Source organism: Arthrobacter sp. JB02-1C, from assembly GCF_057748045.1.
In genome coordinates, this window is sequence record NZ_CM173235.1 from 3,249,242 (window position 1) to 3,269,722 (window position 20,481).

At 65.9% G+C, this 20,481-nt stretch carries 13 protein-coding genes; 6 read left to right on the forward strand and 7 right to left on the reverse strand.

Annotation, left to right across the window (positions count from 1 at the left end):
* The first annotated feature begins 52 nt into the window (after nucleotides 1-52).
* The 3 genes from AC3ANP_RS15230 to AC3ANP_RS15240 all read left to right on the forward strand — a co-directional run bounded on the left by AC3ANP_RS15230 (nucleotide 53) and on the right by AC3ANP_RS15240 (nucleotide 5,658).
* Nucleotides 53-523, forward strand: coding sequence for a pyridoxamine 5'-phosphate oxidase family protein (locus AC3ANP_RS15230; RefSeq protein ID WP_488330982.1), 471 nt, complete (start codon nucleotides 53-55; stop codon nucleotides 521-523).
* Between the two features lie 93 nt (nucleotides 524-616).
* A complete protein-coding gene (gene mgtA, locus AC3ANP_RS15235) occupies nucleotides 617-3,250 on the forward strand; it encodes a magnesium-translocating P-type ATPase (RefSeq protein WP_488330983.1) in 2,634 nt (877 codons plus the stop codon).
* Nucleotides 3,251-3,252: 2 nt separating this feature from the next.
* On the forward strand, nucleotides 3,253-5,658 hold the full coding sequence (locus AC3ANP_RS15240; RefSeq protein ID WP_488330984.1) for an HAD-IC family P-type ATPase: 2,406 nt from the start codon (nucleotides 3,253-3,255) through the stop codon (nucleotides 5,656-5,658).
* Here the strand turns inward: AC3ANP_RS15240 and AC3ANP_RS15245 are convergent.
* From AC3ANP_RS15245 to AC3ANP_RS15260, 4 genes are all read right to left on the reverse strand, one after another.
* Nucleotides 5,655-6,107 carry a universal stress protein gene (locus AC3ANP_RS15245; RefSeq protein WP_488330985.1) on the reverse strand — a complete coding sequence of 151 codons (453 nt, stop codon included), beginning with the start codon at nucleotides 6,105-6,107 and terminating at the stop codon, nucleotides 5,655-5,657. The two genes, AC3ANP_RS15240 and AC3ANP_RS15245, sit on opposite strands and share 4 nt — an antisense overlap.
* A 135-nt stretch (nucleotides 6,108-6,242) precedes the next feature.
* Nucleotides 6,243-8,822 carry a cation-translocating P-type ATPase gene (locus AC3ANP_RS15250; protein WP_488330986.1) on the reverse strand — a complete coding sequence of 860 codons (2,580 nt, stop codon included), beginning with the start codon at nucleotides 8,820-8,822 and terminating at the stop codon, nucleotides 6,243-6,245.
* Nucleotides 8,819-10,708: a heavy metal translocating P-type ATPase gene (locus AC3ANP_RS15255; RefSeq protein ID WP_488330987.1), complete on the reverse strand. Its 1,890-nt coding sequence runs from the start codon at nucleotides 10,706-10,708 to the stop codon at nucleotides 8,819-8,821. The genes AC3ANP_RS15250 and AC3ANP_RS15255 overlap by 4 nt, the downstream gene beginning before the upstream one ends.
* Before the next feature lie 81 nt (nucleotides 10,709-10,789).
* Nucleotides 10,790-13,966, reverse strand: coding sequence for an HAD-IA family hydrolase (locus tag AC3ANP_RS15260; RefSeq protein WP_488330988.1), 3,177 nt, complete (start codon nucleotides 13,964-13,966; stop codon nucleotides 10,790-10,792).
* A 249-nt stretch (nucleotides 13,967-14,215) separates the two neighbouring features.
* Between AC3ANP_RS15260 and AC3ANP_RS15265 the strand changes: the two genes are divergently transcribed.
* A complete protein-coding gene (locus AC3ANP_RS15265) occupies nucleotides 14,216-14,512 on the forward strand; it encodes a hypothetical protein (protein ID WP_488330989.1) in 297 nt (98 codons plus the stop codon).
* Nucleotides 14,513-14,644: 132 nt separating this feature from the next.
* Here the strand turns inward: AC3ANP_RS15265 and AC3ANP_RS15270 are convergent, their stop codons facing one another.
* The 3 genes from AC3ANP_RS15270 to AC3ANP_RS15280 all read right to left on the reverse strand — a co-directional run bounded on the left by AC3ANP_RS15270 (nucleotide 14,645) and on the right by AC3ANP_RS15280 (nucleotide 18,635).
* Entirely contained in the window at nucleotides 14,645-15,226 is a 582-nt protein-coding gene (locus AC3ANP_RS15270) for a hypothetical protein (protein ID WP_488330990.1), read from the reverse strand.
* Nucleotides 15,227-15,551: 325 nt separating this feature from the next.
* Nucleotides 15,552-16,856 carry a hypothetical protein gene (locus AC3ANP_RS15275; RefSeq protein WP_488330991.1) on the reverse strand — a complete coding sequence of 435 codons (1,305 nt, stop codon included), beginning with the start codon at nucleotides 16,854-16,856 and terminating at the stop codon, nucleotides 15,552-15,554.
* A 582-nt stretch (nucleotides 16,857-17,438) separates the two neighbouring features.
* Nucleotides 17,439-18,635, reverse strand: coding sequence for a phosphotransferase (locus AC3ANP_RS15280; RefSeq protein WP_488330992.1), 1,197 nt, complete (start codon nucleotides 18,633-18,635; stop codon nucleotides 17,439-17,441).
* A 223-nt stretch (nucleotides 18,636-18,858) separates the two neighbouring features.
* Between AC3ANP_RS15280 and AC3ANP_RS15285 the strand changes: the two genes are divergently transcribed.
* Both AC3ANP_RS15285 and AC3ANP_RS15290 read left to right on the forward strand, forming a co-directional pair.
* Entirely contained in the window at nucleotides 18,859-19,194 is a 336-nt protein-coding gene (locus AC3ANP_RS15285) for a MarR family winged helix-turn-helix transcriptional regulator (protein WP_488330993.1), read from the forward strand.
* A 68-nt stretch (nucleotides 19,195-19,262) separates the two neighbouring features.
* A complete protein-coding gene (locus AC3ANP_RS15290) occupies nucleotides 19,263-20,297 on the forward strand; it encodes an AAA family ATPase (RefSeq protein ID WP_488330994.1) in 1,035 nt (344 codons plus the stop codon).
* Nucleotides 20,298-20,481: the final 184 nt, after the last annotated feature.

Here is a 20,481-nt window from a genome sequence, read left to right on the forward strand (position 1 = left end):
TTAGGCCCTTGTGCCCTGCCTCGTATCAGGACTCAGTCATAGCATCGTCAGCATGACGAGCAAAGACATCATTCCGCCAGCGGAGGTCCTGGAGCCAAAGGAATGCTGGAACCTCCTTGGCGAATCAACTGTGGGCCGTCTGGCAGTCATTGTGGAAGACCACCCGGACGTTTTTCCCGTGAACTACAGGGTGGACAACGGCACTCTGGTCTTCCGCACAGGACCGGGCACCAAACAGCAGGCGCTTGACGCCGGCACGCCTGTGGCTTTGGAGGCTGACAGGGTGAGTGCCGAGTTCGGTATGGCGTGGAGCGTTGTGGTCAAAGGACGGGCCGAGAGGACCACGTCCACCGACCAGGTCACCGACGATGTCCGCCGCGCCCTGTTTCCGTGGCAGGGAATCGGGAAGGACAGCCTGATCAGAATTGTGCCCGACTCGATCACAGGGCGCCGTTTCACCCTCACCCCATCCACCTGGCCAACCTCGCTCGACGATGAAACCCGGGCAGGAGTCGAAGAATAGCCTGATGTCTCCCTTCGTGCTCAGCAGCTGAACTCTTTGCCAGTCCTCCGCCGTAGTCTTAGTGCTAACTTCAGCGTGCGGGAGGAGTTCGGCGTGGGAGAGCTGAACGGACAGGAGTCCATCGCTGATTTCGCGCGTCAGACGGCGGACCAGGTCCTGACGCTGCTCGGTTCTGACCGGTCCGGACTGACCAGCGCCGAAGCCGCCCGCCGACTTGCTGTCGTGGGCCCGAACGCGGTCCGGACCCACAAGGCAAATGGATGGGCGGTCCTGGGCCGGCAGCTGCGGAGCCCCATTCTGATTCTTCTGCTCTGCACCGCCGGGTTGTCCCTGGTTTTGGGGGACACCACGAACTCGATCGTGATCGGCGTGATCCTGTTTGCCAGTATCGGGCTGGGCTTTACCAATGAATTCCGGGCCGAACAGGCAGCCGAAGCGCTGCACACCCGAGTAACGCACCGGGCGGTGGTCCTCCGGGATGGAGGCCCCCGGGAGGTCGACGTCACCGAACTCGTGCCGGGCGACATTGTCCAGCTGGGCTTGGGAGCTGTCATCCCCGCGGACCTCCGGCTGCTCACTGTTGAGGACCTGTTGTGTGACGAAAGTATTCTGACCGGGGAGTCTCAGCCCGTGCGCAAGGACCCCGCTCCCGTGCCGACGGCTGCTGCGCTGGCCGATCTGACCTGCTGCAGCTTCATGGGCACCGTGGTCCACTCGGGCAGCTGCACCGCCGTCGTGATCGCCACCGGTGGGAAGGCAGAGTTCGGCCGCATCGCACTCGGGCTCGGAGAACGCCAGCCGCAGACCGAGTTCCAGCTCGGGCTTAAGCGATTCTCCTACCTGCTGCTCCAGGTCGCATTGGGCCTCACCTCACTGATTTTCGTCGCGAATCTGTTGTTGCAACGTCCCTTGATCGAGTCATTGTTGTTTTCGCTGGCGATCGCCGTCGGTATCACCCCCCAACTGCTCCCCGCGGTGGTCAGCACCAGCCTGGCAACGGGCACCCGGCAGCTGGCGCGGCGCAAGGTGCTGGTCAAGCGCCTGGTTTGCATCGAGGATCTGGGTGATTTGGATGTTCTGGTCACCGACAAGACCGGCACGCTCACCGAAGGGCACATCAGCTTCACCTGTGCCATACCGACCGGCCCCGGCACCTCCGCCGAAGAACTTGTCCGCCTGGGTTTGCTTGCCACAGAAGCGGACTATAGCCAGGCAAAAAGGTCGACCGCTGGCCAGAATCCCCTGGACGCCGCGCTCTGGGACTCCGAGCAGGCCAAGACCTTCGAACCAGCCGATTATTCCCGGCTCGACACGATTCCCTTCGATCACCAGCGCCGCAGGACCACCGTGCTGGTCCGCGAAGGCAGCGGCCCCGCCCGCATGATCAGCAAAGGCTCCCCGGAGGACCTTCTGCAGCTATGCCCCGGCACTACCGCCCAAACCCGGGCGCTGCTGGATGAACAGTTCGACGCCGGTGCCCGCGTCGTCGCGGTAGCCACCCGTTCGGTGCCGGGCCGGACGGCGATTGAACCGGACGACGAAACAGAACTCACCCTGTCCGGGTTCCTGATTTTTCTGGACGAGCCCAAGACCGACGCCAGGGAATCCCTGGCTCGTCTGGCTTCTCTGGGGATCACGGTTAAGGTCGCCACGGGTGACAACCCCCGCGTCGCCGAGAAGGTCTGCGCCGACCTGGGGCTGGTCTCCGGGGGCACGTTAACCGGGGCGCAGATGGAGAGCCTGACCGATGCGGAGCTTCGCGCTACCGCTCGGAACGCGACCATCTTTGCCCGGGTTTCCCCGGAACAAAAAGCCCGGCTGATCCGACTCCTTCGGGAGGATGGCAGGGCCCTCGGTTTCCTCGGCGACGGCGTCAATGACGCTCTTGCCCTGCACCATGCCGACATCGGCATCTCGGTGGACAGCGCCACGGACGTTGCCAAGGATGCGGCCGACGTCGTGCTGCTGGAAAAGGACCTGGGGGTGTTGGCTGTCGGCGTCATGGAAGGGCGCCGGATTTTTGCCAACACGATGAAGTACGTCCTGATGGGAACGTCCAGCAACTTCGGCAACATGTTCAGTGCCGCGGTGGCCTCCGTGGTGTTGAGCTTCCTGCCCATGCTGCCCGGGCAGATCCTGCTGAACAACCTCCTCTATGACACCGGACAGCTTGCCATCCCCGGCGACCACGTCGACAAGGAACAACTGCTCGCTCCGTCGCACTGGAACGTCTCCTTCATCCGCCGCTTTATGTTCCTCTTCGGCCCCATCAGCTCCCTTTTTGACCTGACGCTGTTCGCCTTGATGATTCAGGTCTTCCACGCGGCCCCCGGAGAGTTCCGTGCCGGCTGGTTTATCGAGTCCATCGCAACCCAGACCTTGATCATTTTCGCCATCCGAACCAGGAGGGTCCCGTTCGTGCGCAGTCGGCCTTCGGCAGGGCTGCTTGCGGCATCCCTGGGAGTGGTGGCCGCGGGTGTCTACCTCCCGCTGTCCCCGCTGGCGGGGGTGCTGGGCTTTGACCCGCTGCCGGTGCCCTTCTTCCTGGCCCTGGTGGCCATGGTCGTGCTGTATCTGGTGATGGTCGAGTTCGCCAAGCAGTGGTTTTTCTCCCGCCCTGGCCGGCAGCCAGATGCTTGGCTGCCGGCCAGGGTGCAACGCAGGAGCCCGGCCCACCGGGTGCACCGACGCGCTGCCCGTTTCAGCAGTCCGGCCGCGGTCCGCTGACGATGGGCCGGCAGCGGACATCGGACGTCTCAGCCCCGTCCGGGCTGTCCAGCACCGAGGTCAAGACCCGCGTCGAATCCGGTCTGGACAACAGGCTGGCGGGGGGCTCCAGCCGCAGCTTGTGGCAGATTGTCCGCGGCAACGTTCTCACCACCTTCAATGCCATTGTGGCCGGCAGTTTCGTGCTGCTGCTTCTGCTCGGCCAGTGGCGGGACGCGCTCTTCGGATTCGCGGCAGTCGGCAACGCGGTCATCGGGGTGGTGCAGGAGTACCGGGCCAAAAGGTCGCTGGACCGGCTGGCTGTCCTCAACGCCCCGGAGGCGAGGGTGCTCCGGGATGGGTCCGTCCGGGAGGTAGCCATACACGACGTCGTCCGTGATGACCTCCTCGTGCTCGGCGCCGGGGACCAGATAGCGGCGGACGCCGTCGTGCTCCATGGCGACGGCCTTCAAATTGATGAGTCCCTGCTCACCGGTGAGTCCGAACCGATAGACAAGGGCCCGGGCGCGGAAGCGCTGTCCGGTTCCTTCGTCGTTGCCGGGCGTGGGACGGCCCGGGTGATACGGGTGGGTGCAGACTCCTTCGCGAGCCGCCTCACGGCCGAGGCCAAACGGTTTTCGCTGGTAAATTCCGAGATCCGCACCAGCCTCAACAGGGTCATGAGATGGATCTCCTGGCTGCTTCTGCCCGTGATGGCCCTCGTAATCAACGGCCAGATGCAGGCCAGCGGCGGCTGGGAACAAGCGATCACCACGGGGAGCTGGAGAACCGCGTCCGTCGGCGCGGTCGCCAGTATCGTCGCCATGGTCCCGCTCGGGCTGGTGCTGCTGACCAGCGTCGCCTTCGCGGTCGGCGGCTTGCGGCTGGCCCGCGACAAGGTGCTCATCCAGGAGCTGGCGGCCGTCGAGGTCCTCGCCCGCGTCGATATCCTGTGCTTGGACAAGACCGGAACGCTCACCGAGGGCAGGACCGCCTTCGACGCCGTCCATCGTGCCGGGGAGACGCCGGCCCCGGGCTGGGAGGAGGCCTTGGGCTGGTTCGGTGCCGACCCGAACGCCAATGCAACGGCCCGCTGCCTGGCCGAGGCCTTTCCCTACCAGGGCGGCCATCGTCCGGTCGCTGAGGTCGGGTTTTCCTCGACCCGGAAGTGGAGCGCCATCAGCTTCAGCGAAGACCACGGCCCCGCGGGGACCTGGGTGTTCGGTGCCCCGGAGCTGGTTTTGCCAGCCGGCTCCCCGGGCACGGCCCCGGCCCTGGCCACGGCGGCGACCTTGGCCTCCGGCGGATTGCGGACCCTGGTCCTGGCGCACGCGCCCGGCACGCTCCCGGTCCAGAACCCGCAGGAGGGGCGGTTGCCGGCCGGCATCGTGCCGGCCGTCCTGCTCACTTTCCGTGAAAGGGTTCGCCCGGATGCGGCCCGTACCTTGGCGTATTTCCAGGAGCAGGGGGTCATGCTGCGGATCATCTCCGGTGATGACCCGCGCACGGTCGCCGCCGTCGCCCGCGCGGTGGGACTGGACGCCCCCGCCGGCTACGACGCCCGGGAGCTTCCCCAGGATCCTGACCTTCTGGCGGAGGTCATGGCGAAACATGTCGCTTTCGGCCGGGTCACCCCGGGGCAGAAGAAGGACATGGTTCTGGCGCTGCGACGGTCCGGACACACGGTCGCCATGACCGGTGACGGGGTCAATGATGCGCTGGCTCTGAAGGAGGCGGACATCGGCATTGCCATGGACTCTGCCGCGCCGGCCACCAAGGCCGTGTCCCGGCTCGTGCTCCTCGATGGCCGCTTTGACCGGCTGCCCGGGGTCGTCGCCGAAGGCCGGCGGGTGATGGCGAACATTGAACGGGTCTCCATTCTGTTCTTAACCAAGACCACGTATGCCATCGCGCTATCCGTCATCTTCGGGGCGTTGCTGTGGGCCTTCCCGTTCCTTCCGCGCCAACTCTCCGCTTCCGACGGCCTCACCATCGGCATCCCGGCCTTTTTCCTCGCCCTGATGCCCAACACCCGCCGCTACTCCCCCGGCTTCCTAAAACGAGCCCTGACAGTCGCTATTCCGGCTGGCCTCATCGTCACAACAGCCGTGGTTGTCCTCAATGCCTACTCCTCCGTCAGCGGAGGCTCTACCGACGCCGGCAGAACGGCATCCCTGATCGCGCTCTCACTCGTGGCCCTGTGGATTTTGGCGGCGGTGTGCCGGCCATTGAACCTGCAGCGGACAGCCATCATCGCCGCCATGTATGCCGGCCTCGCCGGCCTGCTGGCCGTCCCTGCCCTTCGAGAGTTTTTCGGCCTGGTCTGGCCCGCCCCTGCGCTCCTGGCCGTGACACTGGGAGTCTCGCTGGGCGGGATCCTCGGAGTGGAGATCCTGGCCCGGGCGCATGGACGGCGGTACTCCCGTTAGCCTTTGCGGCCCCCCGGCGGGGCGTGGACCACCAGCACCGGGCAATGCGCGTGGGCGACGCAGCCTGAGCTCACAGAACCGAGCAAAAGGCCGCCGAACCCACCTTGGCCACGGCGTCCCACAACGAGCAGGTCGGCATCCTTGCTCGCATTCACGAGTTCTTCCCGGGCGGACCCCTGGAGAAGGCGAATCCGGACGTTCCCGGGCGTATCACGCCCGAAAGCCGCTGCGACTGTTTCCTCCAGCAGCTGCCGCGCAGCCTGCTCGAATCCCTTGATGCCCATCATCTCGTGACCCACATACATCTGCGGGTAATCCCAGCACCCGGTAGCCTCGATGTCCGCCTTCAGCGGCGCCGCCAGGCGCTGGGCTTGGCGCAGCGCCTCGACAGAAGCTTCGGACCCGTCCACGCCGACGACGATCCTGGCTGCGCGATTTTCGGTTGTCATGACCGTTCTCCAGTCCGTCCTTGAGAGCACGTCCTCAGAGCGTGGCCACCCTGCCGCTCCTTCGAGTAGGGCCAAATGGCACCGCTGACACGTGAATCCCCGGGGGCTGTCGCAGGGAGCAGGTCCAGGACGCCCTCAACCACCCCTGGGCGCGGAGTGCTTCAGCACCTTGTACAGGTAGTCAGCGGCGAAAAGGGCCGGCATCGCCAAGAACGCGGCCAGCAGTCCGGCCGGAGGCGGCGGGGCCTGTCCGAGCATCGCAGCCACCGGCTCCGCCAGCAGAAACACCGGCAGGGCAGCCAGTTCCGCCCCGACGGCCCAGAGCAGCAGCGGATTGGTGTTCCAGCCCAGTCTCCAGGGCGGGACCGATTCGCTGCGGCATGCGAAGGCATTCGCCAACTGCGCCAGCACGACCGACGCGAAGGCCGTCCCGGACGCCCCCGCGAGAATGTCGGCTGCAGGGAACGGCCCGCCCGGCCGCCAACCGGCCAACCACAGCACCAGCGTGAAGGCCGCCATTTCGCAGAGCGCCTCGGCGGGTCCCAAGACTCCGAACACCCGTTGCATCAGCGCCGCGTCCATAAGGTGCCGCCGCTCCGGAGGACGTTGCAGGACACGTCTTCCTGGTCTTTCACTTCCCAGTGCCAGCGCGGGGAGCAGGTCCGTGCCGATGTCCAGGAACAGGATCTGCAGCACCCCCAGGGCCAGCGGGAAACTCCCCCCGGATAGCGCCCAGACGACGAAGGGCGTCAGCTCCGCGACGTTGTCGGTCAGGTGGTACGTGAGGAAACGGCGGATGTTCGCATACGTAGCCCGGCCCTGCTCGACCGCAACTATGATCGTGGCGAAATCATCATCCAGCAGGACCAGATCTGCCGCTTCGCGGGCCACGTCGGTGCCACTGGCGCCCATCGCGATGCCGATGTCGGCCTCCTGCAGTGCCGGACCGTCGTTAACCCCGTCACCGGTCATGGCCAGCACGTGGCCGCGCATTTGGAGCGCTCGGGCTACCCGGAGCTTCTGCTCAGGCGCTACCCGGCTGACAACCGTGCCGTCGCGGTCCAGCAGTGCACCGAGTACGTGGTCGTCCACCGGTAGATCACGCCCTTCGAGGACCCGGCTGCCGGGCTGCAGCAAACCGATCTCGCGGGCTACAGCGGCGGCGGTGGAGGGGTGGTCACCGGTCAGCATGGCAACTTTGATACCCGCTGCCCGTGCGGTCTGCAGAGCCTCGGCAACCGCGGGCCGGGGCGGATCGTGCAGTCCCGCTAGCCCCAAGAGGGTCAAATGCGTCTCAAGCGCGTCCGGTTTCGCCGGCCATTGGGCCGGACGCACCGGGCCAGTGAGCCGTCGCTCGGCCACCGCGAGGACCCGCAGCCCCCGGGACGCCATGTCTTCCACTGCCCGGGCCGCGGCGGGTGCGGCGGCGGCATCGCAGAGCGGCAATACGCTCTCAGGGGCGCCCTTGAGCAGCAAATCGGATCCGACGATGACCGATTCCCGCCGCCGCACCGGGTCGAAGCCCCAGCGAATCTCCGGCTCCGCAGGCGGCGGGTCTCCCGGCCCGGCCAGCCGGTAAACCAAAGCGTCCAGGGCTGCCTCCATCGGGTCCCCCTCGGCGATCCAATGCCCGCCGCGCAGCACAATGCGGCCGCGGGATGCTGCGCGGGCCGCACGTGCCAGCCGCAAGGCCCCGCTCAACGCCGCCTCGGGACCGGAAACTACGGCTGAGGGATCGTAGCCGGCTCCCTTCAAGGAAACGGTGCCCTGGGGTGTCCAAACTTCCACGGCGCTCATGCGGTTTTGAGTAAGCGTTCCTGTTTTATCGGTGCAGATGAACGTGGTGGAGCCCAGGGTTTCGACCGCCTGAAGATGCCGCACCAGGGCGTTCCGCCCTGCCATGCGCTGAGCGCCCATCGCCAGCGAGAGGGTCACGGTTGGCAGCAGGCCTTCTGGGATCAGGGCCACGGCTACACCTATGGCGAACAGGAAGGCATCGCGCCAGGACGTCCCGGCCAGCAGGGACACCGCAAAAAACGTTCCGCCCAGGCTCAGTGCAATAGTGGAGATTATTCGTACTATCCGGCGCAATTCACTGTTGAGGGGGCTTTGCGGCGGCCGGACGGTTGTAGTCAATGATGCGATGCCAGCCAACCTTGTCCCGGCCCCGGTGGCGGCCACCACGGCTTCGGCCGCCCCGTTGACCAGGAATGTGCCGCCGAAGCCACTGTCGTCGCGGATTTTTTCCACCGGTTCGCTCTCGCCCGAGAGCATGGACTCATCCACCGTGCAGTTGTCCGCCTGGATAAACTGGACATCAGCCGGAATCCTGTCCCCGGCCGCGAGCACCACGACGTCGCCGCGGACAAGTTCGGCGGCTTCTACCCGGTTCAGCCTGCCGTCCCGCCGGACGATCACGCGCGAGGGCAGCAGGTCCTGGAGCCTGGCGGCGGCACGTTCGGCCCGTTCTTCCTGCACATGGGAGAATACGCCGTTGACCAGGACAACGATCAGGACCGCTACACCAAGCTGGGGCATGCCGGCGATGAATGCCAGGGCCGCTGCGACCCACAGCATCAGTGCGAAGAAATGGGTGAACTCGGCCGCGAACCGCCGCCAGCGGGGTACCGGGTGGACATGCGGCAACGCATTCGGTCCGTCCCGTGCCAGCAGTTGGCGGGCTTCGGCGGTGCTCAGCCCGAGAACGACGGTCACCGATGCACCTCGTCCGCCGGCACCGCCCGTCCCGGCGCCAGCTGGCTGACAGGGCCGGTCCGCTGCCCGGGTCTCAGCGCCCTCAGGGCGTTGAGAATCGTGGCCAGGTCCACCAGTTCCTGGGAGAGCGCGCCCGCGACCGCCGGAACATAGCCGAAGGCGGCAACAATCATCAGCCCGGTGCTCAACATGATGCCAATCCAGATGCTCTGCAGGGCGACTTTCACGCTGCGCTGTCCGATCTCAACTGCCCGGGCCACCCTGGACAGATCATCGAGCATGATCACCACGTCAGCGGACTCGCTGGCTGCGGTGGAGCCTTTGGCTCCCATCGCCACCCCTACATCCGCGGCCGCCAGCACCGGCGCATCGTTGACGCCGTCGCCGATCATCATGGCGGGCCGGGACGGCAGTGACTCCACCGCCTTCACCTTGTCTGCGGGCAGGCACTCGGCCTGGATCCGGGTGATACCTAGTTCGGCGGCGATGTGTTCGGCCGTCTCCTGGGCATCGCCTGTCAGCATGAGGGTTTCCCGGACTCCCAGCCGGCGCAGCTCTTCCAACGTCTGCGCCGCGTTCGGTCGTACGGCGTCGCTCATGACCAGCATGCCGGCGAAGACGCCGTCGACGCCGATGTAGACGGCCATCTGCCCACTGGTCAGCTGCCCCTTCTCAACCCCAGCGGCGTTCTCAGCGACGAAGCCGCATTTGCCAACCACGACGGTGAATGTGCCGAAGTCCGCCAACACCCCGTGGGTGGCATATTCGGTCGCGTCCTTGGCGGCCAGCAGCGGCAGTCCGCGGCTTCCGGCAGCTTCCATTACCGAACCCGCCAGGACATGGGAAGAGTATTGCTCTGCAGAGGCCGCCAGCTGCAGCAGCTCATCCGCAGTCAGGCGCCGGCCGCGGCTGGAGGCGCGGACCTCGACCAGGACCGGACGTCCGCCGGTCAATGTGCCGGTCTTGTCGAACGCCGCCGACCGGACCCTGCTCAGCTTTTCGAGCGTGCCGCCGTTCTTGACGATAATCCCGGCCTTGGAGGCCCTGCCCATGCCGGCAACGAATGCCACCGGCGCAGCGATGAGCAGCGGGCAGGGGGTCGCCACCACCAGGACTTCGGCAACCCGTCTCGGGTCGCCACTAACCAGCCAGGCTGCCCCGGCGAGGACAAAAGCGAAAAGGGTAAACGGAACTGCATAACGGTCCGCCAGCCGGACCACCGGGGCGCGGCTGGCCGCGGCTTCCTGCACGAGCGCAACGATCCGGCTGTACTGCGAATCAGCCACCGCCGCAGTCGCTTCCACCCGTACGGCGGATGGCCCGTTGACCGAACCACTCATCACCTGGTCTCCGGACCTCTTTTCCACCGGCAGGCTCTCCCCGGTCAGGGCGGCCTCGTCGAAGGACCCCGCCCCGGAGACCAGCAGCCCGTCCACCGGCACCACCTCTGCGGGCCTGACCAGGAGAATGTCGCCGGGGCGTACCATTTCGACGCTGATGTCTTCGGCAGGGAGGCCCGTTCTTTCCCGGTGGGCGATCTGCGGCGCGCGCTCGAGCAGGGCACTCAGCTCCCGGCGCGCCCGTCCTTGCGCAAAATCCTCCAGAGCGCGGCCGCCGGAAAGCATGAGCACAACAATCAGGGAGGCGATGTATTCGCCCACGGCAACGGTGCTGGCCACCGCAGCCACCGCCAGTAAATCAATTCCCAGATGACCGCGGATGAGCGCCCGGACCATGTCTGCGGAGAGCAGGACGGTGATGAGGAGCGCATAGACGCTGGCAGTCCACTGTGCAGCCACCGGTTCACGTGCCAAGAGCAGACCGGCAACTACCAGACCGCAGAGGACCGTGGCAGCGACCAATGGATACCGCCGGGCAAAGCCCATCAGCTGCCGCCCCCCGCAGTCGGCAGGAGCGACAGGGTTGCGTCGGTCCCGTTCACACCACTAATTCTGCCTCACCCCTCCTCACGTCGCCGTTGCCTCCGTGCCATCTGCCTGCAGCGCAAACTTTCGCGTCTCCCCTGCGTCCAGGTGGACCTGCTCGGAACCGACCCGCACGCAGACGGCGGATGCGTCTCCCGGCGCCGCGGAAAGCGTCAGCGTGGCGTGATCCAGGCTGACGTCGAGCAACTGGTCCCGGTAGCGGACCCGGAAGGACACCGTACTTATCCCGGCGGGCATCTTCGGGGCAAACAGGAGGGAATCCTTGGTGATCCGCAGGCCGGCGAAGCTGCGCTGGACCACATCGATCGTTCCTGCCATGGCGCCAAGGTGGATACCGGTGTGGGTGGTGCCCCCCTGGGTGTCGTCCAGGTCGGCGGTGAGCGCTTCCCGGAACGTGTTCCAGGCCCGGTCAGGATCCGTCGCGGCCAGCACCGAGGCGTGGGCCACGCGGCTCAGGGTGGAGCCGTGCGCCGTGCGGGCCAGGTAGTACTCCACCGTCGCCGCCAGCCGGTCCGCGTTTACCGGGTAACCCAAGCGGCCCAGGAAGAGAATCAGCTCCTTCTCACCCAGGACATACAGCAGCATCAACACGTCGGCCTGCTTGGCCAGACGGTACCGGTTGGTGCTGTCTCCTTCGGCTTCCAGAATCAGGTCGAGGCGTTCAATGTTCTTGTATTTGTTCCGGTAGTGCTCCCAATCAAGTTCCTGCAGCTGGTCGTAGCCGTCGAACTGGCTGATGATGCCTTCGCCGAAAAACGGTACAAACATCCGTTTGCTTACGTGCAGCCACGCTTCCATTTCGGCTGGGGTTATGGTCAGGCGTCCGCGGAGATCCTCCAGGTCGTGGCCGTGGAGCACCGCCATGATCTCGTGGGCCTGCTGGCAGACCCACGCAGCCATGACGTTCGTGTAGGCGTTGTCATTCAAGCCACCGCCGGGATTGTCCGGGTAGCCGGTGTGGTATTCGTCCGGGCCCATGACTCCGCGCAGATGGAAGCGGTCCGTTTCTTCGTCGTGTTCGGCCATGGAGACGACCAGCCGCGCCACTTCCACTACGAGTTCGGCGCCGTGATGCAGGAGCCAGCCCCGGTCCTGGGTGGCGAGGAAATACTGCCATGCGTTGAAGGCCACGGCCAGGCCGGCATGCCTCTGCAGATGCGAGTAGTCGGCCACCCAGCGGCCGGACCTCCGGTTGAAAAGCCAACGGGGTGTCTCTTCCCTGCCGTCGCTGCCGCTCTGCCACGGGAACAGTGCTCCCCGGAGCCCGGCCGCGGCAGCCGCTTCCCGGGCCGCCGGGAGCCTGCGCCAGCGGTAGTCAATCACAGAACGCGCAACGAACGGCATCCGGGTGGTAAGAAGGGGCAGGACGAAGAGTTCATCCCAGAAGATATGGCCGCGGTAGCCCTCTCCGTGCAACCCGCGGGCCGGCACCCCGGTATCCAGCTCGGCGGTGTGCGGGCTGAGGGTCTGCAGCACGTGGAAGACGTGCAGATTCAGGATCAGCTGGACCTGCGGGCTCCCCTCGATCGTGACGACGAACAAGTGCAGGAGCCTTGCCCAGGCGTTCTCGTGCCCAGCGAGCATGGCGTCAAAGCCCCGCTCGCCTGCCTGGACTACCGCCGATCGCGCACCTGCCACCGGTGAAGAGACCGCCCGGTCGCGGGAGGTGACGATGGCAACCATCTTCGTCACCACCAGCGGCACGGCGTCATTGAGCGGGACATCGAAGGCGCGGTAATGCATTCCCGCTTCCTCACCGGGCGCGCCGCTTCCTTCGAACCCGGATACCCGGGTCTGGAGCGCGGTCGCAATCCTGATGTGGCTCTGGATCGTCTCGACTTCTACCGCCGGGACCGGCTCTGACGGCCCGGATGCCTCCAGGAAGGCCAGATGGTGGTGGGACAGCAGCGCATCCTCCGGCACATTTTCGTTCGTCACCCCGGTGTCCACGCCGCTGTGGACCCTGACCGGAGCGCTCCACCCCTTGGCGGTGAGGGTCGTCTCCAAGGCCATCAGATGCGGCTGGGCCATCGATACGAACCGGCGCTGAACCACCTCCAGCCGCCGCCCGTCGTCGGTCTCCAGCACGACTTCCCGGTGCAGCGTGGCCCGGCGAAGGTCAAGCACGCGCCGCTCACGGCGGATCCGCAGCCCGCCCCTCGACCACCAGTCCACCCCGTCCAGTCGGATGTCCAGCACCAGCCAGTTGGGGGCGTTGACCATGTGCTCGTCTTCGACCGTCTGGTCCTGGACCTTGCTGACCAGCCTGTTGTAGACACCGGCGAGGTACGTGCCCGGATACCGGACCTCGCTCATTCTGCCCTCCGGGGCTGCCCCCCGGACGGCAAGGTACCCGTTGCCCAACGTCGTCAGGGCCTCCCGGTGCCCTTCGTGGGCCGGATCGTAGCCCTCGTAAACAAGGCGCCACGGGTCGGTGAGGACACGTCCCAGATCCAGCTCGCTGACGTCGTTCAGCACGACGTCGGCGCCGGCCGCCTCCAACTCCGCCCTCCGGGCGCCTGTCCTGTCGATGCCGACGACGAGCCCGAATCCGCCCCGGCGTGCCGCTTCGACGCCCGGGACGGCGTCTTCGATCACCACGGCGCGAGCAGGCGGGATCCCCAAGCGGTGCACAACTTCAAGGAATAGCGCAGGATCCGGCTTGCCTGGGAGCCCCAGCTCCCGGGCAATCGCACCATCCATGACCAGGTCAAAAGCATGGGACAGACCGGCGGCCGACAGCACAGCGGACGCGTTACGGCTTGACGTTGCCAGGGCCACCGGAACCCGACCCGAGCGCAGCCGTTCCAACAGCGCGACCGTTCCCGGGAAGGCCGCCACACCCTCACGTCCCAGCCGCTCCTTGAAAAGCCGGTCCTTCCGCTTAGCCAGGCCGCGGATCGACCATTTGCTGCTCGGGTCCGTGTCCCCGACCGGCAGCTCAATGCCACGGGAACCGAGGAAAGCCCGCACACCGTCTTCCCGGGGCCTTCCGTCCACGTACGTTCGGTAGTCACTGCTGCTGAAGGGCTCGCTTCGCGCCGTCGGCGGGACCCGGCTGTCTTTCAACACCTCGGTGAAGAGGTCCCTCCAGGCGGCCTCATGCACCGCGGCGGTGTCCGTGACCACACCATCCAGATCGAAGATCACCACATCAAAAGGCGACAACGCGGCAGCTGCTGTGGGTGACTGCGTCATAACTCCATCCCTACCAGCGATCAGCAGGAGCGGCCAGTGGCTTCGTCCCCGGGGCATTGAGGTGGATGCACGACGGCGACGGGCGGTCGCCGATCGTTCCTCAGCCCGGGGTCCAATGCGGCAGAAGATTAAGGGGTGCTGCGTATGTCCGACCTGTTGACGGATCTGGGGAGCCAAGCGTAGACCGGGGCGTATCCATCCATCCGCAGGCCGCGCTTCGCGAGCCTGCCCGACCGCAGGGAGCATGTCATGGCCGTGGCAGTCATCTTAGAGTTCAACGGAACGAATCTCGAGCAGTACGACGAGGTCAACAGGCTGATGGGGCTCACTCCGGGCGGGCCCGGGCCTACCGGGTCCATTTCCCATTGGGCCACAATGACGGACAAGGGTCTGCAAGTCACTGATGTCTGGGAGAGCCGCGAGCAGTTCGATGCCTTTGCTAAGGAAAAGATCATGCCCCTGAGCGTGAAGGCCGGTTTCGCGGGGCCTCCCGAGATGACCTTCTTCGACGTGCACAACTACTACACTCCCGGGAAAGGCGCCTGAAGCCGGCAGGGCCAGCGTTACCGCCCCAAGGGAGTCAGCGGTGTCGAAGTGAGGTGCCGGAACGGGCGTCCCTTCCCGGGGCCGGGTACACAAAAGGGAGGGCCCCCAAGGCCCTCCCCCTAGTGTCAGCTGTTAGCGGTCGGACCGATCCGATCCTTCGCCGCGGCCCTCGTGGTGGCCCTTGTCGTGGCCCTCGTCGTGGCCATTGTCGTGGCGCTCGCCGCGACCCTCGTGTCGGCCCTCGTGGTGGCCTTCGTCGTCTGAGGCCCGTGCGGCATGGCTTTCACTCTCAACCTTGGCGTCTTCGGAAGCCTCCTTGTCCGCGAATGCGGCAGCCGCGGCGGGCTGGCTGGGCGCAGGCGTTGCCGCCGGGGCGGGGGCCGGTGCTGCGGGGGCCGGCTTGGCCTCCTCCGCTGCCTCGTCGCCGTCGTCGGCCTTCTCATCCTCCGCTGTCAGGGGCTCCGGAGCGGCAGGCGCCGGGGCTGATTCGGCCGGCACCGCCGGCGCCGGGGCGGCGGGAGCAGGTGCAGCCGTGGTCGGCGCTGCCGACGGTGATTCGGAAGGGGCCGGGGCCGCAACGGCAGGCGGGGTGCTGGTGTCGACCGTGGTGATGTTGCTGAACGCTGCCACTGCACCGCCGCCGAAGGCGACGGCACCCGCGGTCACCGAGGTGATAAGAATCTTGCTTGCTGCAAGGCTGGTCAGAATAGGCATGGAGACCTCCGGAATTTCTCGTCTTGATTGCTCATTGGATAGTTCATCGGATCGGGCCGCGGCTGCCTCACCGCGTGTTCCAACTGCGAACGCCCACAACCACGGTAGGCATACCGGTCCATAGGTTTCAGCCCTCTTGCGGTGATACTGCGGCTTTGTTCATCCGCCGTTTACCGCGGCCAGAACATCTCGGGGAGCGCGTATTCTCAACATTTCTTCGCCCAAATCCCGCAAGCCGACTTCGAGGACGTGCTGCAGGGCCTGGTGGCCGGAGCCTGCGTTATATTGGGTCGGCCGCAGCAAGTTCACGACACCGGGCGTTGCGTTACGGTTGGCCGGATTGTCCGATCTGCTTCCCGTACTGGGCAATCGTCTCCGCCAGACCTGTGTACCGATGTTCGAAGATAGCCGCCATCTTCTCGTTCATGGGCGGCGGATCCCCGCGGTGCAGTAGGGGCAGGAGGTCTATCACTTGCTGCAGCCCCTTCTGGGTGAGATCTGACCACCCCTTCGAGCAGGAATCCCGGGCGGTGTAGTACTCCGCTGGAAGCAAGGTCGTCTGGCCTTCGAAACCCACCGCAATTGTGCGAGATGTTGCGGTGATTGCCGGGTTGAACCCGTCCGACTTCTCGACATTCGAATAGGTGACAGTGACGTCGAAGTTCCCGTCATCCGGATCGTTCGCGATGGTCAGAGTGTCCGGTCCTGCCGTGTACTTCAGCGTGACAGTGCGTGAACCGTCGGGGATACCGGAGACGGCAGGGTAGCTGGTTGTCACCGTGGGTTTCACTGCCCCGGACCCATTCAGCACCGGGATGCCTTGGATTCTCCAGGAGCCAGCCGGGTCGGCGTACCCCGACGATGTGCCGTGGACAGTCTGTGCCAGATGATGCTTCTCAATCCTGTATGGGTAGCTGGCCACCCACCTGGGTGCAACCCCGCAGAATTCGTCCTTGGTGAGGACCCCTTCCGCGCCGCCGGTGACGCTGTCCCGGATTTCAGGTTCGGAGACGCGTGAGCGGTGGACGCGCGTCGGAATGACGCAGGCACCGGCGGCGTTGGACCAGTACGCCGAGACTGCGGTCCCGTCGAGTCGGCCGACCTGAGAACACACGTCGCCAATTTCTCCTCCGCCGCCGCCGGGGTCCGGGTTTTGGCGCCACCCCGATTTAACGTCCGGGTCTGTCATTGCCTCGACGAGTTCGTGGGAGAAGACAGACGTCGCCATGTCCAGGGCCGATATGCCACCGGACGCCTGGGTACACACCCAGGCGTAACGTACCGGGTCATCGTCCACGTCGAGGAGGTCGTAATCCTGCCACTGAAAGGAACTGTGCGCCCCTGAAACCACCCCGCCGGCTGCCGGAGGAGGCGCGACTGAGGAGGCCAGGAAGACCACGTTCAGTTGCTGCCAGTTCGCGTCGGGCTCGGAAAGGTGATGGTCGTCGATCAAACCGTTGAGAAGCCCTATCACCCCCTTGTTGATGAGAGCCATGGTGGCCGCTGGCGAGGGTTCTGAGTCGAGGACGAACATCGGGCCCTGGACAGTCGGCGTTCCGGTAAGTCCGTATTGGGTCAGCGAACTCAGGTATGGACCGTTGATGATCACATTGATGGCGTTCAAGATCATGTTGGCGTCCAACGGTGGCGAAGCAGATCCCCACTCGGCACCCCAGAAAATCGGCTTTATCGAAGGTGTCGAAAGGAGAGGGCCCCCCTTGTTGACGAAGGAAATGGGTGCAGAAGGAGATGCGTATGTGAATGCTCCAAGTGCTCCTCCGCTCCTGGTGTCGAGGACACTCCCCGCTGTCACGATGCGCGAGCTGAGCTCGCTTTCGACGCGCAAACGCCGGGGGGAACCCGTCGCACTCGTCTCCTGGTTTGAAATGGACATGGTGGTCACGTTCCTTGGTCGAGGGATGTCGCGGCTATCCTGCAACCCGCAGAAGTTCCGCGCAGTGAACTGCGGCCGCTGTGAAGGTGGGCGGCGGTCAGGGTGAGATGCTGCGGCTGGATTGGATCCTGCGGCTGGATGACGAGGCCGATGCTGCATTTGAGGTGCGGGGCCAGGCGGAGCAGGGCGATGCGTTTCATGTGGGTCTTCGTTTCATTGCGAGCCGAGTCGTGCGAGTTACGGGCCGGGCCCTGACAGCGGCCACAGGGACGGGCCGCTCACAATGTTGTGGCGGGCGCCGGAGCGCCGGCTGGGACGTCAGTCGGTGGAGGCAAGCAGGTCCAGCACGAAGCGGGCCATCTCCATGCGTCCGGCCACGAGGGCGCGCAGATCCTCCGAGTCAGGTTCCGCCAGGCGCTGGCTGGGAATCGCCTGCAGCCCGGCGAAGATGGCCATGGAGGCCGCGTGGCCCCGACGCACGATTGACTCCGCGATGTCCGGACGGCCATCGGCCAGGCCTTCGCAGTAGGCCTGGAGGCACAGGGGTTCCAGCCGGTAGAGTTCGTTGCCTGCCATGGCGCCCAGGTAGACCCAGCCGGCCAGCAGCTGGCCCAGATCGAACCCGGCGCAGACACCTCCATAGAGCCCCCAGTCAATGACCACGAAGCTGGTCGATCCGCCCGGGCCACCTCCGTTGCCTTCGATCAGGAGGTTCTGCGGGCTCGCGTCGCCGTGCGCCGGGAACGCCGGAAGGGAAAGGATCTCTTCGAGCAGTTCAGGGGCCCGGTCGGTGAGGGCGCGAAGTCCGGCGATCAGGTGCGGATCCGCGGCCTCGTCCACAGCCGGAACCTTCCACAGGTCCTGGCCGCGGATGCCCGGTATGAAGACCAAGGCGCCAACACTGTTCAGATAGAACCTCAGCCGTTCCGCGTCCCTTGCCTCGGAGATACCGGGGCCCAGGTCCCGAACCGCGCTGCTTCCGGCAAGTCTGCCGAGCAGCGTCGCGGCGTCCCGGAACCGGTCGTCGGTCCACTCAGCTTCGGGCCACTCGGGGATGTCCTCCATCCAGATTGCGGTGCGCTGCTCATCCAGTTCGTCAATGAGGTAGATGTTGGGAAGTCGGCCGCCTGCGGGCATAGCCTCCGCCAGTTCAGAGGCATAGACCTCTGCTTCGGTGCGCCACGGATACCGCCGCACCAGTTCGTCCCGGAAGCTCGGCGGAACCTGCCCGATGCCGCTCCACAACAGCGGGGACTGCACCAGCTTCACGACACTGCTGAATCCTGCGACCCGCGCCGGGCCACCGGCGCCGTCTCGGGTCCGAGCGGTGCCTTCGACGCGCCAGAGGCCGCCGGTGGTCATGTTGAACATCGGAGAGTTGATCGCCGTGGCGCTGGCTGACTGCAACTCCGCCAACGGATCCTGCAGTGCGGCGGCTGCGATGGCCGCCAGCTCACCGGCAGGCACCGACGCGGTACCCAAGATGTTCAGGTTTTCGAGCATGGCAGCCATCATGGCGCGCCCCTTCGAAGGTTGGAAGTACCGCCGGCCAACCACAAGCGGTAAACCAGCTTTACTAAAGCAATGGTAAAGTCACTTTATGATCGAAGTCAATGAGGGTGCGGCAACTGAACCCATGCCGCACATTGCCGACCTCCTGGCCGGCGCCTTCGGCAGTTTGAGGTCGGCCATCAAGCCCAGGTCGCTCCCGGGCCTTAGGCCTTCCCACTATCGCGTGATGTCGTTGATCCCCCCCGAAGGACTGCGCCTCACCGAGTTGGCCGAGCGCGCCGCCATCACCAAAGCCGGCATTGGCCAATTCATGAATTACCTTCAACGCGAGGGCTACGTAAGCCTCGCCGCCGACCCGGCGGACAAACGTGCCAAGGTTGTGACACTGACGCCCACCGGGAGCGCCGCCGTCGGGTTGTCCTTGCAGATCATCGCGGACACCGAAGCACGCTGGTCCGAAGCCCTGGGCGCCGAGCGCTACCGCGAGCTGCGCCGCGCCCTGTTCGACATTGCCTCGCTTCCTAGGGAGAACGAAAAACCAGAGGCCTCGGTTGCCGACTAGAGGATATGAAGTGTGGTGGGGCGACAGCCCCCGAAGTGTTGGCGGGAATCGAGTACTACAGTGGATGCATGGCTGCCAGCCGCAATCCGCTCGACGACCTGCGCGAACTCATCGGACATCTGACCGATCAGCTCAAGCTGCCCGGTTCGGAGCGCGTCGACGACCTGGTCGGCGATCTCATCGGTGCCAGGCCCGGGCCGGGCCGGCCGCTGTCCGAGGTGCAGGCCGAGCTCGACGCGCTGGTCGGACTGGAGACTGTGAAGGAACAGGTACGGGGCCTCGTCGCACTGCTCCAGGTCCAGGCCCGCCGTAAGGCGCACGGTCTGCCGGAGGTGGCCACATCACAGCACCTGGTGTTCCTCGGAAACCCGGGCACGGGCAAGACCACCGTGGCGCGGCTCCTGGCCGAGATGTACCGCGCCGTCGGACTGCTGCAAAAAGGCCACCTGGTCGAGGTCGACCGTTCGGGCCTGGTGGGGCAATACGTTGGCGCGACCGCCATCAAGACGGACCGGGTGATCAGGCGTGCGCTGGACGGCGTCCTGTTCATCGACGAGGCCTACGCGCTGGCCCCGGAGGACGGCCGGATGGACTTCGGCCCCGAGGCGATCGAGGTCCTGCTCAAGCGGATGGAGGACCACCGGCACCGCCTGGTCGTGATCGTGGCCGGGTACCCGCGGCTGATGGAGTCCTTCTTGCTCTCGAACCCCGGACTGCGCTCCCGGTTCGCCCGCGAGATCACGTTCCCGGACTACTCCGTCGACGCACTCCAGACGATCTTCCACCAGATGCTGGCCCAGCACGAGTACACGCTGGAGCCAGGTGCCAACCAAATGCTGCGCCGCATCCTGGCCGGGCTCCACGCGGGTGAGGACTCCGGCAACGCACGGTTCGCCCGCACGTTGTTTGAGCAGGCGCTCAACCGCCAGGCGCTGCGGCTGTCGCTCGACGAGGAACAAAGTCTCGACGCACTCGACCGTGAGGCCGTCATGACGCTCACCGCGGACGACATCGTCGAGGCCGCGCTGGCCCTGGGCGAGGAGCCAGAGCCGGAACCGATGCCGGAACCGGAGCCCTCACGCTGGCGGCGCTGGCTCGCCTGACCAGGTGATGTGGGGTCACAACCTGGCAGCTCAGGGGTACAAACCTTCGTGCCCACCTCGAAGATCGCGTTGGCCAGGTCCATTTCGCCGGCCCCGGTGGCCGCCAGCCGGCCACTGGCCGGACACGCCGCGCGGCTTCTCGTTAACGCAATTGCCGATGATGAGGAGCCCGACTGGGTCGGCC